14 protein-coding genes are annotated in these 14,242 nt (G+C 72.6%); 9 read left to right on the top strand and 5 right to left on the bottom strand.

What is annotated here, in order from left to right; all coding sequences use genetic code 11:
- Positions 1-6 precede the first annotated feature (6 nt).
- The 7 genes from ACQP1S_RS23455 to ACQP1S_RS23425 all read left to right on the top strand — a co-directional run bounded on the left by ACQP1S_RS23455 (position 7) and on the right by ACQP1S_RS23425 (position 5,811).
- Positions 7-1,194 (top strand): helix-turn-helix transcriptional regulator, encoded by a 1,188-nt coding sequence (locus ACQP1S_RS23455; RefSeq protein WP_432899195.1) that lies wholly within the window; start codon positions 7-9, stop codon positions 1,192-1,194.
- A complete protein-coding gene (locus ACQP1S_RS23450) occupies positions 1,191-1,700 on the top strand; it encodes a flavoprotein (RefSeq protein WP_432899192.1) in 510 nt (169 codons plus the stop codon). Before ACQP1S_RS23455 ends, ACQP1S_RS23450 begins: the two co-directional genes overlap by 4 nt.
- Positions 1,701-1,764: 64 nt before the next feature.
- Positions 1,765-2,097 (top strand): hypothetical protein, encoded by a 333-nt coding sequence (locus ACQP1S_RS23445; RefSeq protein WP_432899189.1) that lies wholly within the window; start codon positions 1,765-1,767, stop codon positions 2,095-2,097.
- A 137-nt stretch (positions 2,098-2,234) separates the two neighbouring features.
- On the top strand, positions 2,235-2,615 hold the full coding sequence (locus ACQP1S_RS23440) for a transposase (RefSeq protein ID WP_432899186.1): 381 nt from the start codon (positions 2,235-2,237) through the stop codon (positions 2,613-2,615).
- Positions 2,616-3,002: 387 nt separating this feature from the next.
- Entirely contained in the window at positions 3,003-3,212 is a 210-nt protein-coding gene (locus ACQP1S_RS23435) for a hypothetical protein (RefSeq protein WP_091237684.1), read from the top strand.
- Positions 3,213-3,415: 203 nt separating this feature from the next.
- Positions 3,416-4,675, top strand: a complete 1,260-nt coding sequence (locus ACQP1S_RS23430; RefSeq protein WP_432899183.1) for a M48 family metallopeptidase — start codon at positions 3,416-3,418, stop codon at positions 4,673-4,675.
- Positions 4,672-5,811, top strand: a complete 1,140-nt coding sequence (locus ACQP1S_RS23425; RefSeq protein WP_091237677.1) for a glycosyltransferase family 4 protein — start codon at positions 4,672-4,674, stop codon at positions 5,809-5,811. Before ACQP1S_RS23430 ends, ACQP1S_RS23425 begins: the two co-directional genes overlap by 4 nt.
- A gap of 92 nt (positions 5,812-5,903) precedes the next feature.
- Here the strand turns inward: ACQP1S_RS23425 and ACQP1S_RS23420 are convergent, their stop codons facing one another.
- The 5 genes from ACQP1S_RS23420 to ACQP1S_RS23400 form a co-directional block, all read right to left on the bottom strand.
- On the bottom strand, positions 5,904-7,664 hold the full coding sequence (locus ACQP1S_RS23420; protein WP_432899179.1) for a putative bifunctional diguanylate cyclase/phosphodiesterase: 1,761 nt from the start codon (positions 7,662-7,664) through the stop codon (positions 5,904-5,906).
- Positions 7,657-8,466, bottom strand: coding sequence for an SAM-dependent methyltransferase (locus tag ACQP1S_RS23415; protein ID WP_432899176.1), 810 nt, complete (start codon positions 8,464-8,466; stop codon positions 7,657-7,659). Before ACQP1S_RS23415 ends, ACQP1S_RS23420 begins: the two co-directional genes overlap by 8 nt.
- Before the next feature lie 208 nt (positions 8,467-8,674).
- Positions 8,675-9,343, bottom strand: a complete 669-nt coding sequence (locus ACQP1S_RS23410; protein WP_007072219.1) for a response regulator transcription factor — start codon at positions 9,341-9,343, stop codon at positions 8,675-8,677.
- A gap of 7 nt (positions 9,344-9,350) precedes the next feature.
- Positions 9,351-11,042 carry a GAF domain-containing sensor histidine kinase gene (locus ACQP1S_RS23405; protein ID WP_432899167.1) on the bottom strand — a complete coding sequence of 564 codons (1,692 nt, stop codon included), beginning with the start codon at positions 11,040-11,042 and terminating at the stop codon, positions 9,351-9,353.
- 14 nt (positions 11,043-11,056) lie between these two features.
- Positions 11,057-12,856: an AMP-dependent synthetase/ligase gene (locus ACQP1S_RS23400; RefSeq protein ID WP_432899164.1), complete on the bottom strand. Its 1,800-nt coding sequence runs from the start codon at positions 12,854-12,856 to the stop codon at positions 11,057-11,059.
- Positions 12,857-13,046: 190 nt separating this feature from the next.
- Between ACQP1S_RS23400 and ACQP1S_RS23395 the strand changes: the two genes are divergently transcribed.
- Both ACQP1S_RS23395 and ACQP1S_RS23390 read left to right on the top strand, forming a co-directional pair.
- Positions 13,047-13,499 carry an SRPBCC family protein gene (locus tag ACQP1S_RS23395; protein ID WP_091237664.1) on the top strand — a complete coding sequence of 151 codons (453 nt, stop codon included), beginning with the start codon at positions 13,047-13,049 and terminating at the stop codon, positions 13,497-13,499.
- 37 nt (positions 13,500-13,536) lie between these two features.
- Positions 13,537-14,220 (top strand): hypothetical protein, encoded by a 684-nt coding sequence (locus ACQP1S_RS23390; protein ID WP_432899161.1) that lies wholly within the window; start codon positions 13,537-13,539, stop codon positions 14,218-14,220.
- Positions 14,221-14,242: the final 22 nt, after the last annotated feature.

Below are 14,242 nucleotides of genomic sequence, written 5' to 3'. Positions count from 1 at the left end.
CCGCGGTTGGCCGAGCTGCTGGGCGTGGAGCGGTCCACCGTTGTCCGTTGGGAGAGCGCTGAGACGGACCCGCAGCCTTGGCATCGAAGTCGGATCGCTGCGGCAATGCGGGTTACGCTCGAACAGCTCGACGAGATGCTCGTCGACGTCTCGGTAGCGCCCCCGCGAGGTCAGATCATGGGAAACGGAAACCCGGCTCCATCCCCCGAAACGGCCCGAACGGAACTCCTGACCGGCCTACGGGCGTTTCTCGGCAACTACGTTCCGGTACACCAGACAGAGCAGGTGCGTGCCGTCGCCGAGGTACGGCGGGACGTCGGCAGAGTCCACCATCTTTACCAGCGCGCAAGCTACAGCTCGGCAGCTCGGCTCCTGCCGGAGCTGCTCGGCCAGGCCACCGAGCTGGCGACTCACGCGCCCGGGGGTGATCGCGCCCACGCGCTCCGATTGCTCGCGGCTGCCTACCTCGCTGCCTCGAAGCTTGCCGTCAAGGTCGGAGATGGCCATGCTGCCTTGCTGGCCGCCGATCGCGCCTCCACCGCTGCCGGCCTCGGGGGTGATCGTCCATTGGCAGCAGTCGCCGCCTATCAGGCAGCGTGCGCACTTCTTCGTCTGCCCGGACGGACGGGTGATGCGGAGCAGGTTGTGCAGACCACCGTTGACAAGCTCTGCACACAACAGACGAACGTCAGTCCGGACCTCCTTTCCGCGCATGGCGCGCTGCTCCTCCTAGCCGCCGTGATGGCTGCCGGCCGCCGGGACACGAAGGCGGCCGGGTGTCATCTCAGCGAGGCGGCAGAGCTTGCGACGCAACTCGGGTCAGACGGCAACCGCCTCTGGACCGGGTTCGGGCCGACGAATGTCACCATTCACGCCGTCTCGGCTGCGGTCCGCGCAGAAATGCCGGAGCGGGCTGTGGAAATCGGAACCCGGCTGGAGACCTCCCGCCTTCCTGTGGTGCTGGTCGGCCGGCGAGCCCAGGTGCATGTCGACCTCGCCGTCGCTGCCACGATGGGCACGGCAGACAGGTCGGACGCGACACTCCACCTCCTCGAAGCAGAACGGGTCGCCCCCGAGACCGTTCACACCAACATCCAGGCGCGCATGCTGTTGGTCGACCTGCTGTCGAAGGAGCGGAAAACTGCGACACCAGGGCTTCGACCGCTGGCGGAACGGGCGGGAGTGCTGGTGTGAGTGACAAGCCAGTCTTGGCCCTCATCGTCGCTGCGGCACCACCCGCCCTGCGGATCGCTGAACTCATCGACCTACTTATCAGTGACGGGTGGACGGTGTGTGTCACCGCCACGCCCACCGCCGCAACCTGGATCGACCGGGAGGCCCTGGCGCGACAGACCGGGTACCCCGTCCGGGTCGAGTGGCGGCAGCCCGGTGACCCGGAGCCTCATCCAGCGGCCGACGTGGTCGTGGTCGCGCCAGCCACTTTCAATGTCATGAACAAGTGGGCACTCGGGCTCAACGACAATGTTGCCCTCGGCATCCTCAATCAGGCGCTCGGTGCAGGGCTGCCGATCTATGCCTTTCCGAATGTCAAACCCGAACTTGCCGCTCATCCGGCCTACGCGGCGAGCCTCCAACAACTCGCGGATGCTGGCACGCACATCACGGCTCTCACTCAAGATGCAACCTGGTCGTCCTCTGTCACCCACATCAAGAACCCAGGCGACGCCACTTTCTCCTAGTACTCCAGCAGGGGATCGTGATCACGGCTCGGCAGCATGAGCACACCGTCAGTACCATGCGGGGATGGGTAAGTTCCTTGCGCTCTTCAACGGCGCGGCTGATGAGGTCGGCAAGACCGAACTCACCGAACAGCAGCAAACTGAGTTCATCCACGCCTGGGCGTCATGGGCGCAGGCCAACGAGAGAGCTCTCATCGACCCCGGCGCTCCATTGAACGCGAAAAAGCTGGTCACGGCGCGGGGGGTCGAGGACTTCACTGACACCACGACCGGCTACACCATCGTGGAAGCGGACTCGCACGACGAGGCAGTTCAGATCTTCTCCGAGCACCCACACCTGAGGCTGTTCGCCGGAAACTCGATCGCAGTCCTGGAGTGTCCGCCTCCGCCCGGCTGATACTCCGGCCGACGAGTTGATCGGGCTGAACTCGGGCTCGATGTGATGGCAGCCACCGTCGATCATGGACGGTTGTTTGGGCCAGTCATGACGCAGCGGTGGCTGCCGGATACCGGGTAGACGCCCGACGATGGCAGATGCTGTTCGACGAGCTGATGATGACCGTCGGGCAGCGATTTTGCAGGTCAGAACCCCGGCATCGGGTGCGGGATTTCGCGCGCGGGCTGTTGGCGCCGCCATCGATCAAGAATCGTTGGAGTATCGCCGAGCATGCCGGCGACGCCTGCCCGGACGGGATGCAGGACCTACTTGAGAACTGCCAGTTCGCCGTGCACCTGGTCTACGCCACCGACACAGCTCACGCGACGCTGGACACGGCGCTCTACCTGCCGAAGTCCTGGTGCGACGGCCCGCAGCGCCGCGTCGAGGCCGGTATCCCGGAGCAGGTGCGCTTCGCGACCAAGCCGCAGCTGGCGGCCCGGATGATCGAGGCTGCGGTCACCGGCGGGCTGCCGTGACGTTGGGTGGCCGGCGACGAGGCGTACGGCAACGACCCGCGCCTGGCCGCCCGGCTGCGGGCGCTGCGTCTGGGCTACGTCCTAGCCGTGGCCCGCTCGCATCAGGTGAGCACCGGCCTCGGCGTCTACCGCCTCGACGCGCTGGCCGCAGAGCTTCCCGCCGCCGCGTGGCAGCGTATGTCCGCCGGCCGAGCCCGAAGGGTTACCCCTACTACGACTGGTCCTTCACCGCCCTGCCCCACGCCACCGACAGCCACCGGCTCGGCCCTGGTTGATCACCGGTTGTCCGATTGTGTCGTACCCGATGGCTAGTGTCCGACCTGACCGACGGTGCTCGGGTGGTGACGATGGTCCTCCGCCCGACGCCGCACTGCGTCAGGAGGCACGATGCTCATCGACTGCGACGGTTGCCGGGTCCGGGGCGCGGGCTGCGCCGGCTGCCTGGTGACGGCCCTGCTCGACACCGACTCGCCGGCCGCCGGCCTGGGTGCCGCAGAGCACCGGGCGATCGAGGTGCTCACCCGCTCCGGCTTCGAGGTGGAGGTGCTGGCCCACGAGACCCGCCGGGCCCGGTCCACCCGCCGCCGGGTCGCCTGACCGCCGCCGCCCCGCCGGAGCAGGCCCGCCGGGCCAGCGATGTCCGTGGCTGACGGTTGCTCCGCGCGGGCCGGGTGGGGCCGGGGCACACACCGCGCCGGGCCCGCCTCGGTGGGCCATAGGATGGGCGCTCACGGCGGGAGGAGCGGCGGCATGACACGGGTACGACGCCACACCCGCAGGTCCGTCCTCGGGGCGTCGAGGTGACCCCGCGCGGCTGGGCGGTGCTCACCCTGGCGGCGTTGGTGCTGGCCCTGCTCGTGGTCGGTGTCCTGCTGGTCCCGTGGAGCCGGCCCCCGGCCCCCCGGTCCGACCAGCTCGCCGCGTTGCGTGACCTGCCCGCCGATCAGGTGGCCCGGGGGCGGGCGTTGCAGGCGGCCCTGCGCCCCGGCCGCTACACCGGGCTGGCCGTCGGGCTCGTCGTGGCGCTGCTGCTCGGGCTGACCCCGCTCGGGGCGAGACTGGTCGAGTTGGCCGGGCGGCCCTTCGGTGACCACTGGATCGCCCGCGCCGTGCTCGGCGGGATCGCCGTGGTGCTCGTCGCCGACCTGCTCACCCTGCCCTTCGCCGCCTGGCGGCAGTCGGTGCTGACCCGCTACGGGCTGAGCACCCAGGGCTGGGGCGGCTGGACGGTCGACCTGCTCAAGTCGTACGCGCTCAGCGCGGTGGTCGCCGCGGTCGTGCTGCTCGGCTTCTACACCGTCACCCGACTCGCCCCGCGCTGGTGGTGGGCATTCGGAGCGGCCGGCGCGGCAGGGCTGGTCGTGCTGCTCTCCTTCGTGCTGCCGGTGCTGGTGGAGCCGGTGTTCAACCGGTTCACCCCGATGGCGCAGGGGCCGCTGCGCACCGAGCTGACCGCGCTGGCTGCCCGCGACGGTGTACCGGTGCGGGACGTGCTGGTCGCGGACGCCTCCCGGCGGACCACGGCGGTCAACGCGTACGTCTCCGGTCTGGGGCCGACCCGGCGGGTGGTGGTCTACGACACCCTGCTGCGCGAGGCCACCCCCGCCGAGGTGACCAGCGTCGTCGCGCACGAGCTGGGTCACGCCAAGGACCGGGACGTCTGGACCGGCACGGTGACCGGCGCGCTCGGGGCCGCCGCCGCAGTCGTCGCGCTCTATCTGCTCGGTTCCTGGACGCCGCTGCTGCGCCGGGCCGGCGTCGACTCGATCGCCGAGCCGCGCGCGTTCGCGCTGCTGGTCGCCCTGGTGACGGTCGTCGGGCTGATCGCCGGCCCGGTGCAGGCGCTGATCTCGCGCCGGGTCGAGGCGCGGGCCGACGCGCACGCGATGGCGCTCACCGGTGACCCGGCCACCTTCGAGGCGATGCAACGCCGGCTCGCCGGGGTCAACCTGGCCGACCCGGACCCGCCCCGCTGGGCGTACCTCTGGTCGGCGTCGCATCCGTCCACGGTGGAGCGGATGGCCGCCGCCCGCGCCTACGCCCGGGAGGTCGGCCGATGAGTCGCACCCTGCTGATCACCAACGACTTCCCGCCCCGCCCCGGCGGCATCCAGTCGTTCGTGCACCACCTGGCGGTCCGCCAGCCGCCCGGCTCGGTGGTGGTCTACGCCTCCAGTTGGCGGGACACCGCCGAGTTCGACGCCGCGCAGCCCTTCCCGGTGATCCGGGACGCCACCCGGGTGCTGCTGCCCACCCCACGGGTCGCCCGCCGGGCCGCTCGGCTGGCCCGCGAGCACGGCTGCGACACCGTCTGGTTCGGTGCCGCGGCCCCGCTGGGCCTGCTCGCCGGTGGGCTGCGCCGACGTGCCGGCATCCGGCGGGCGGTCGCGTTGACCCACGGCCACGAGGCCGGCTGGGCGACCCTGCCCGGAACCCGCACCGCGCTGCGTCGGATCGGCCGGGACACCGACGTGGTCACCTACCTCGGCGACTACACCCGGGTACGGCTGGAACGCGCCCTGCACGGCGTCACCGCGCTGCACCGGCTGGCCCCCGGGGTCGACGTGGACACCTACCACCCGGGGGTGGACGGCGCACCGGTGCGGGCCCGGCTCGGGCTGACCGACCGGCCGGTGGTGGTCTGCGTCTCCCGGCTGGTCGCGCGCAAGGGCCAGGACATGCTGATCCGGGCCCTGCCGGCGATCCGCCGTCGGGTGCCCGACGCGGCGCTGCTGGTGGTCGGCGGTGGCCCCTACCGGGCGACGCTGGAGAAGCTGGCCCGATCCACCGGCGTCGAGCAGGACGTGGTGTTCACCGGTTCGGTCCCGTGGGACGAGCTGCCCGCCCACTATGCGGCCGGCGACGTCTACGCGATGCCCTGCCGGACCCGCAACCGGGGCCTGGACGTCGAGGGGCTGGGCATCGTCTATCTGGAGGCGTCGGCGACCGGGCTGCCGGTGGTGGCCGGTGACTCCGGCGGCGCACCCGACGCGGTCCGCGAGGGCGAGACCGGATACGTCGTCCCGGGCCGCGACGTCGCCCAGCTCGCCGACCGGGTGGCCACCCTGCTCGCCGACCGGGACCTGGCCCGCCAGCTCGGCGCGGCCGGCCGGGCCTGGGTGGAGAAGGAGTGGCGCTGGGAGAGCCAGGCGCGTCGACTGACCGACCTGCTCGCCGGCACCACCTCACCCGGCTGAGCCGCCGCCGACCGCCCCGCCGGTCGGCCCGGCCCGGCCCGGTGCGCGTCACTTCAGCGGCCGGTGCCGTGCCGGTCGGCCCGGCCGGCGGCTCAGCGGATCTGTTCGAGGATGCGGGCGGCGGGAGCGGGCCGGCCGAAGTGCCAGCCCTGGCCGGCGTCGCAGCCGATGGCACGCAGCAGGTCGGCCTGGTCCGCGGTCTCCACCCCCTCGGCGGTGACGGTCAGGTCCAGCGCGTGGGCCAACGACACCAACGAGGCCAGGATCCGCTCGTCGGTACGGCTGGCCGGGTCGACCTGCGGGGCACGCAGCCCGGTCACGAACTCACCGGCCATCTTCAGCTCGGTCACCGGCAGGTCCCGCAGGTAGGCCAGGTTGCTGTAGCCGGTGCCGAAGTCGTCGATGGCGATCCGGACGCCCAGGTCGTTGAGCGCCCGCAGGGCCCGGACCGGGTCCTCGGCACCTGCGCTCATCATGGTGCTCTCGGTGATCTCCAGCTGGAGCCGCTCCGGTGGCAGGCCGGTCTGCGCCAGCAGCCCGCGTACCTCCTGCACCAGATCCGGACGGTTGACCTGCCGGACGGCGAGGTTGACGCTGACGAACGGCGCCGGTCCGCCGCCGGCCGCCCAGCTCTCCGCCTCCCGGCACGCCTCGGCGAGCACCCAGCCGCCGAGCCGGACGATCAGCCCGGTCTCCTCGGCCAGCCCGATGAAGCTGCCGGGGCCCAACACCCCCAGCTCGGGGTGCCGCCAGCGGACCAACGCCTCCACCCCGAGCAGGGTGCCGTCGCGCAGTGACGTCAGCGGCTGGTAGTCCAGGAAGAACTCGCCCCGGTCCAGGGCGGCGGGGATCGCCGCCGACAGGGCGTACCGGGCCAGCTCGGTGCGGTGCCGGGCCGGGTCGAACAGCGCCCACCGGGCGCCGCCGGCCGCCTTGGCCCAGTGCAGGGTGCTGTCGGCGGCCCGCATCAACTCACCGGGGGTGGTGCCGGCCACCGGCCGCTCCACGATGCCGACGCTGGCCGTGACGCTCAGCTCGTGCCCGTCGACCAGGGCCGGCTCGCTGACCGCCGCCAGCGCCGCCTCGGCCGCCTCGACCACGTCGTCGGTGCCGCCGGTCCGCTCGACCAGGATGACGAACTCGTCACCGCCGAGCCGGGCCACCAGGTGGTCGCCGAGCGCCCGACGCAGCCGCTGCGCCATCTGCACCAGCAGCGCGTCACCGACCTGGTGTCCGAGCGAGTCGTTGACCACCTTGAACCGGTCGAGGTCGAGGAAACAGACCCCGACCCGGTCGGCACCCCGCCCCGGCACGGCGATGGCGGCGGCGAGCCGGTCGGTGAACAGGGTGCGGTTGGGCAGGTCGGTGAGCGGGTCGTGGGTGGCCTGGTGGCGGAACCGGGATTCGCTGTCGCGCAGCGCCCGTTCGGCCTGCGCCCGGGCCACCATCGCGGCCCGCCGGATCGACTCCTGCTCGTCGAGCGTCCGGTCGCGCAGCGCGCGGGCGTACCCGGTGGTGACGGTGGCCAGCAGCCGGGCCAGCCGGTCGGAGATGTCGTCGCCGACGAGGCCGAGGTCCCGCAGCAGGCGGAGCTGGATGACCTCGACGGTACGCCCCAGCCCCTCGGCCGAGGCGATGTGCGCGGCCACCAGCTCCGCGCCCACCTGGTGACCGACGCGCGGGTCGAACGGCTCGGCCCGCAGCGCGGCGGCCAACCGGTGGGTGAGCCGTTGCAGCAACGCCTCCAGCTGGGCCTGGGTCATCGGCAGGTAGCTGGTGCCGGAGACCGCCTTGGCCCAGGCGCGGGCGAAGGTGCCCGGGTAGGACGCCCCGGGGGTCACCGGCTCACCCATCGAGACGCCCGACGCCGCCCAGGAAGCCGGCCCGCTCGGCGTCCTCGGCGCTCTCCGGTGTCTCGGGTCGCCACTGCGGCACCCAGACCACCCCGGGATCGACCAGCGTGAAGCCGTCGAAGAACGCGGTCAGCTCGGCCCGGCTGCGGATGCACAGCGGATTGTCGGTGCGGCGGTAGACCCGTTCCGCCTCGACCTGCTCCGCCCTGCGGCGACCGTCCTCGCCGGCCTGGGAGAGGACCAGGTGACTGCCCGGGGCCAGCGCCGCGCGCAACGTGCGCAGGGTCTCCTCGGGATGGTCTGCGTGCGGGATGAAGTGCAGCACCGCCACGACCATCACGGCCACCGGCTGGGAGAAGTCGATCAGCCGGGTCACCTCGGGGTGCCGCAGGATCGCCGCCGGCCGGCGCAGGTCCTCCTGGACGACGGCGGCGTTGCGGTTGCCGGCGAGGATCTCCTGGCTGTGCGCCACGGCGACCGGGTCGACGTCGACGTAGACCACCCGGGCGTCCGGGGCGGCCCGCTGGGCGATCTCGTGCACGTTGCCGACGGTGGGGATGCCGGAGCCGATGTCGAGGAACTGGCGGATGCCGGAGTCGCCCAGGTATTGCACCACCCGGCGCAGGAACGCCCGGTTGGCCTGGGCCATCAGCGGCGCGTCGGGGACCGCCTCGACCATCGCCCGGGCGGCGACCCGGTCGGCGGCGAAGTTGTGCGAGCCGCCGAGGTAGTAGTCGTACATGCGGGCGACGCTGGGGCGTTCGACGTCGATGTCGTCGGGTGCCCAGTCCGGTCGCTGCATCCCCAACCCCTTTGTCGAGTACCGCCGCGAGCGCCCTCGTCCGTGCGGTTCACCCGGGTATTCTGCCCGTCAGCTGTGCCGGTGCAAAGACCGTGATCCGTGCGCGACCGTCCCCTTACCGGGAGCGATCGCCACCGGCAGGTCGGTCGGCGACCGGCCCGGGTCCGGCGGGGACCCGGGCCGGTCGGCCCGGCGGGCGGGGCCCGCCTCAGAACTTCGGTGCGTCCGGCGCCTCGAGCAGGCCCAACCGCAGGGCGGTCATCAACGCCTGCGCGCGGTTGGCCGCGCCCAGCTTCTCGTAGAGCTTGGAGATGTGGGTCTTGGCGGTGGACTCGCTGACGAAGAGCTGCTTGGCGATGCCGGCCACGCTCATGCCGTCGGCGAGCAGCCGCAGCACCTGACCCTCACGGGGGGAGAGCTGCGGGCCGGACGGGGCCAGCCGACGCTTCATCGCCTCGGCCAGGTCGGCCGCGGTGAACGCGCTGGGCGAGGAGGCGGCGTGCCGGGCGGCGGCGACCACCTCGTCGGCCGGCGCGGTCTTCGGCACGAAGGCGCTCGCCCCCGCCTCCAGCGCGCCGAAGAGCTGGTCGTCACCGGCGTACATGGTGAGCACCACGATGCCCATCGAGGCGCTGGACTTGCGCAGCGCCCGGGTGGCCTCCAGGCCGCTGCCGTCGGGGAGCCGCAGGTCCATGATCACGACGTCCGGTTGCAGCGCGCCGGCCTGGCGCACGCCCTCCGCCGCCGTGGCGGCCTCGCCGACGACCTCGAACTGACGGTCACGCTCGAAGGCGTGCCGCAGCCCCTTGCGGATCAGGTCGTGATCGTCGACAAGGAGGACCTTGGTACGGGTGGCCGGTGTCGGGCTTGTGGTCATCCTCGAGTTACTCCACTTCTGCTGCTGCGCTGCCACGCACGTTATCGCGCCGGGGCGACGAACCCACCACCACCGCCACGGTCGTTCCGCTGGGGTGCCGGGGACTGATCTCCAACCGGCCCCGGATACGTTCCGCCCTCTCCGCCATGATCGCAAGGCCGTAGTGACCGTCGGTGCGCTGGTCACCGATGCCGTGACCGTCATCCGACACTTCAATTTGCGCGTACGGGGGGTCCACTTCACAGGTGACCCAGAGATTCGACGCCCCGGCGTGCTTGCGGGCGTTGGTCACCGCCTCCTGCGCGATGCGCAGCAACTCGGCCTCGGTGGCGGCCGGTAGCCGGGCGGTCGACTCGTCGAGCGACAGGTGCACCCGCAACCCGCCGGCCGAGCCCACGGTGCGGGCGTACTCGGCGATCGCCGCCGCCAGGCCGCCGTGCCGGTCCACCTCGCTGCGCAGCTCGAACAGGCTCAGCCGCAGCTCGGTGATCACCCGGGTCACCTCACCGCGCAGGGTGCGCAGCGCCTCGGCCGTCTCCTTCGGGTCCTCGTCGACGTAGGCCAGCGCGTTGTCGATGCCGTAGCCGACCATCACCAGCTCCTGCGCCACCCCGTCGTGGATCTCCCGGGCCAGCCGCTGCCGCTCCTCGTTGGTGGCCAGCGAGCGTACGTCGTCGAAGAGCAGCGCCGCCTCCAGCCGCAGCGCGGCCGGGCCGGTCAGCGCGGTCACCCGGGACACCACCGGCGGTGGGTAGGCGTGCGCCGCGTCCGCCTCCAGCACCACCAGGCCGACCGTACGGACCCCGGCGACCAGCGGCACGATCAGCGACGAGACGTCCCCGCCGGCGTGCGAGCGGGCCTGCGACCGGGCCGCGGTCTGCGGCTGCTGGCTGGCCCAGGCGTCGGCGATCGCCGAGTCGGAGTCCAGCGTCGTCTCCCAGTCGACCCGGTCCACGCCGACCTGGGCGAGCACCACCAGTCGTCCGCCGCCGCTGGCCGACAGCACCGCGCCCCGGTTGCCGGGGGCGACGGTACGCAGCTCCTCCAGCAGGTGCTCGGAGATGCCGCCCGGGTCGAGGGTGGCCCCGGGCAGCTGCCGGGCGACCGTACGCAGCTGGGTCAGCAGCCGGGTCGCCTCGGCGTACGGCTGGGGCTTGCCCTCGGCGCGGACCCGCATCACCTGGTGCAGCGTGCCGGCGGCGTAGAGGCCGAGCCCGGCGAGGATCAGCCACTGCGCGCAGACCGCCAGGTAGCCCGGCTGGCCCAGCTGCCGACCGCCGTCGACCTCGGTGAAACCGCCGGCCACCAGCAGGGTGGCCGCGGTGACCCCGAGCAGCACCGCTCCCTCGCGGAACTGCCGGCGCAGCGCGGTGACGGTCACCGGCACCGCCAGGTAGGGCAGCACGGCCGAGGCGCCCAGCCCGCCGACCGACGAGCCGAGGGCGGAGGAGACGGCGACCTGGCTGGCGGCCAGCCCGATCACCACCGCCTCGGCGAGCCGGCTCAACGGGCCGATCAACCGGTGTTCGGGGGCCAGCAGGGCGGGCGCCCCGGCGACCGCCAACAGGGCGATCCACCAGAGCTGGGCGGGATCGCGAGTGGCGATCAGGGTCAGGGCGCCGACCAGCGCGAGCATCACCGCGCGCGCGGCGGCGGCGACGGGTCGCGTCTGGGGGCGGGCGGCTGTGGAGGCGGGCACGTGACGGATCGTAGTCAGCCTTGGTAGATGTCCGCGATCTCGGCCGCGTACGTCTTGTGGACGACCTGCCGCTTGACCTTGAGCGAGGGGGTCAACTCGCCGGTCGCCTCGGTGAAGTCGCGGGGCAGGATGCGGAACACCTTGATCGCCTCCGCCTTGGAGACCGCCAGGTTGGCGGTGTCCACCGCGCCCTGGATCTCGGCCCGCAGCCCGTCGTGCGTCAGCAGTCGGGCGACCGGGGTGTCCTCGGGCAGCCCGTGCCCGGCCAGCCACTTCGGCAGCGCCTCCTCGTCGACGGTGACCAGGGCGGCGATGAACGGCTGCCGGTCACCGACCACCACGCACTGGCTGACCAGCGGGTGCGACCGGACCTGGTCCTCCAGCACGGCCGGGGCGACGTTCTTGCCGGCGGCCGTCACGATGATCTCCTTCTTGCGGCCGGTGATGCTGAGGAAGCCGTCGTCGTCGAGGTGTCCCAGGTCGCCGGTGCGGAACCAGCCGTCGGCGAGTGCCTCGGCGGTGGCCGACTCGTTCTTCCAGTAGCCCTGGAATATCAGGTCACCGGCGATCAGGATCTCGCCGTCGTCGGCGATCCGGATGGTCACGCCGGGCAGCGGCCGGCCGACGGTGCCGATCTTCGTGCCGGTGGGCAGGTTGGCCGCGGCGGCGGGCGAGGTCTCGGTGAGGCCGTACCCCTCGCAGATGGTCACCCCGATGCCCCGGAAGAAGTGCCCGAGCCGGGCGCCGAGCGGTGCGCCGCCGGAGATCGCATCCCGGCAGCGGCCACCGAGCGCGGCCCGCAGCTTGCGGTAGACCAGCCGGTCGAAGAGGGCGTGCTGGGCGCGCAGCGCCAACCCGGGACCCTGCGGGGTCTCCTGCGCCTCACTCCAGGCGATGGCGACCTTCTCCGCCCGGTCGAAGATCGCGCCCTTGCCGTCGGCCTGGGCCTTCTGCCGCGCGCCGTTGTAGACCTTCTCGAAGACCCGGGGTACGGAGAGCACGAAGGTCGGCTGGAACTCCTGGAGCTGGGCGACCAGGTCCCGGGTGTCGGCGCAGTGCGCCATGGTGGCCCGGGCCTGCACGACGCCGATCTGGATGAGCCGGGCGAAGGCGTGCGCCAGGGGGAGGAAGAGCAGGGTCGAGGCCCCCGGCCGGAACAGGTTCGGCAGCACCGGCACGGCGTTGGCGATGTCGGCGTACATGTTGCGGTGGGTCAGCACGCAGCCCTTGGGGCGGCCGGTGGTGCCGCTGGTGTAGATGATCGTGGCGACGTCGGCGGCGCGGACCGAGGTGCGGCGGCGCTCGATCTCGTCCGGGTCGACCGACGCGCCGGCGGCCACGATCTCGTCCACCCCGCCCAGCTCGATCTGCCACACGTCGCGCAGCTCGGGGAGCCGGTCCCGGACCCCGGCGACCAGGGTGGCGTGGCTGTTGGTCTCCACCACCACCGCGACCGCACCGGAGTCGGCGAGGATCCAGGCGGCCTGTTCGGCGCTGGACGTCTCGTAGATCGGGACGGTGACCGCGCCGGCCGCCCAGATGGCGTAGTCGAGCAGGGTCCACTCGTAGCGGGTGCGGCTCATCAGGGCGACCCGGTCACCGGGGGCGATACCCGCCCCGGCCAGGCCCCGGGCGACCGTCACGACCTCGTCGCGGAACTGCCGGCAGGTGACGTCGACCCGGGCGCGGCCGTCCGCGGCGGGCCGGACGAACTGCACCGCGTCCGGCGCGGCGTCGGCGTTGTCCCAGACCGGGTCGGTCAGGTTTGCCGCGTCGCCGATGCTGACGATCGGCGGAACGGAGAACTCGCGCACCTGCACTCCCTCGTGCTCGCACTGGCCGGGCCGAACCCGGGCCGGCATGGTCGAAACCTACCCGGCCGCCCCGGCGAACGCGCCAGGCAGGTTGCCCGCCCACCGGCCCGGACCCCGCCCGGGGGTGGCCCGGACCGCGCTTCGGGGGTGGAGCGGGGCGTCCGGCGGGCACGCCGGGTAGCCTCCCCCCATGGCGGACTCCTCCACCCAGTCGATCATCGTCGGCGCGTCACCGGACCGGGTGGCGGCGGTCATCTGCGACTTCGCGAGTTACCCGGAGTGGACCGAGGCGGTGCGTCGGACCGAGGTCGTCGAGGAGTACGAGGACGGTTACGCCAGCCAGGTCCGGTTCACCATCGACGCCGGGGTGATGGCCGACGAGTACGTGCTGGCCTACGAGTACGCCGAGGACCTGTCCCGCGTCGAGTGGCACCTGGTGGCGCCCTCGAAGATGCAGAAGACCCAGCGTGGCTCGTACGACCTGGTCGGCAATCCGGACGGCACCTGCACGGTGACCTACACGCTGGAGGTCGAACTGTCGGTGGGCATGCTCGGCATGTTTCGCCGCAAGGCCGAAAAAATGATCATGGATACGGCGTTGAAGCAGCTCAAGCGCCGGGTAGAAGCACCCGGTGCGGCGTAGCGACACAACGGCCGGCGACACGGCGGAGGAGCCGACCATGGGCGCAACGGAACCGGGCTCGGCCCGGGAGGAAGCGGAACGGCTGGTCGCCACGCTGATCGCGACGGCCCGGTTGGCGTCCGCCGGCACCGGCTCGGGGGCGGGACCGTGGGGTCCGCTCGGTGGGATCGTCTCGGGTGTCCTCGGTCACAGTGCCGGCCCGTCCCGCCCGGCCGGCGGCAGCCACCGGGCCGACGGTTTCAGCACCGGATCGACGGAATGCTGCATCTGTCCGATCTGCCGGGCTATCGCCGCCTTGCGCGATCCGAGCCCCGAGTTCGCCGAACGGCTCGCCACCGGCGCGGGTGATCTGGCGGCCGGCGTCGCCAGCCTGATGCGCGCCTTCAGCCCGCCCACAGGCGGGGAAGCATCCCACGGGACGCCCGGTGACGCCAGCGCGACGACCGGTCGGGCCGGCCCTTCCGATTCCGAGGCCGATCATGTGTGGCGCGAGGCCACCCGCACCGGGCATGATTCTGCGTCGGCGCCCGAGCGGGACGTCTGGTCCGCCGCCACCCGGGCGGAGGACACGGTCGCACCGGCCGTCCCCACACCGCCCGTCGACGACGCCGGGCCGGCCGTGCCGGCCCGGCAGGTCCGGCCCACGGCCGACGGCGGCGTGGTGCCCGCCTCGCGCGCGCCGGCCGGCGTGGACGGGGACGCACCAGGCGACGGGGCCTGACCACCGGACATCCCGGCAGCGT

The sequence above is a fragment of the Micromonospora matsumotoense genome (assembly GCF_050951065.1).
Taxonomy (GTDB): Bacteria; Actinomycetota; Actinomycetes; order Mycobacteriales; family Micromonosporaceae; genus Micromonospora; species Micromonospora matsumotoensis.
The sequence above is the reverse complement of the archived record's forward strand: the minus strand, read 5'-3'. Positions and strand labels throughout refer to the sequence as shown.

Bases quoted from the DNA above. Each gene is read 5' to 3' on its own strand.
- ACQP1S_RS23410 (WP_007072219.1), bottom strand. From the start codon at position 9,343: ATGACCACAAGCCCGACACCGGCCACCCGTACCAAGGTCCTCCTTGTC.
- ACQP1S_RS23425 (WP_091237677.1), top strand. From the start codon at position 4,672: ATGAGTCGCACCCTGCTGATCACCAACGACTTCCCGCCCCGCCCCGGC.
- ACQP1S_RS23440 (WP_432899186.1), top strand. From the start codon at position 2,235: ATGCTGTTCGACGAGCTGATGATGACCGTCGGGCAGCGATTTTGCAGG.
- ACQP1S_RS23415 (WP_432899176.1), bottom strand. From the start codon at position 8,466: ATGCAGCGACCGGACTGGGCACCCGACGACATCGACGTCGAACGCCCC.
- ACQP1S_RS23435 (WP_091237684.1), top strand. From the start codon at position 3,003: ATGCTCATCGACTGCGACGGTTGCCGGGTCCGGGGCGCGGGCTGCGCC.
- ACQP1S_RS23390 (WP_432899161.1), top strand. From the start codon at position 13,537: ATGGGCGCAACGGAACCGGGCTCGGCCCGGGAGGAAGCGGAACGGCTG.
- ACQP1S_RS23445 (WP_432899189.1), top strand. From the start codon at position 1,765: ATGGGTAAGTTCCTTGCGCTCTTCAACGGCGCGGCTGATGAGGTCGGC.
- ACQP1S_RS23420 (WP_432899179.1), bottom strand. From the start codon at position 7,664: ATGGGTGAGCCGGTGACCCCCGGGGCGTCCTACCCGGGCACCTTCGCC.
- ACQP1S_RS23395 (WP_091237664.1), top strand. From the start codon at position 13,047: ATGGCGGACTCCTCCACCCAGTCGATCATCGTCGGCGCGTCACCGGAC.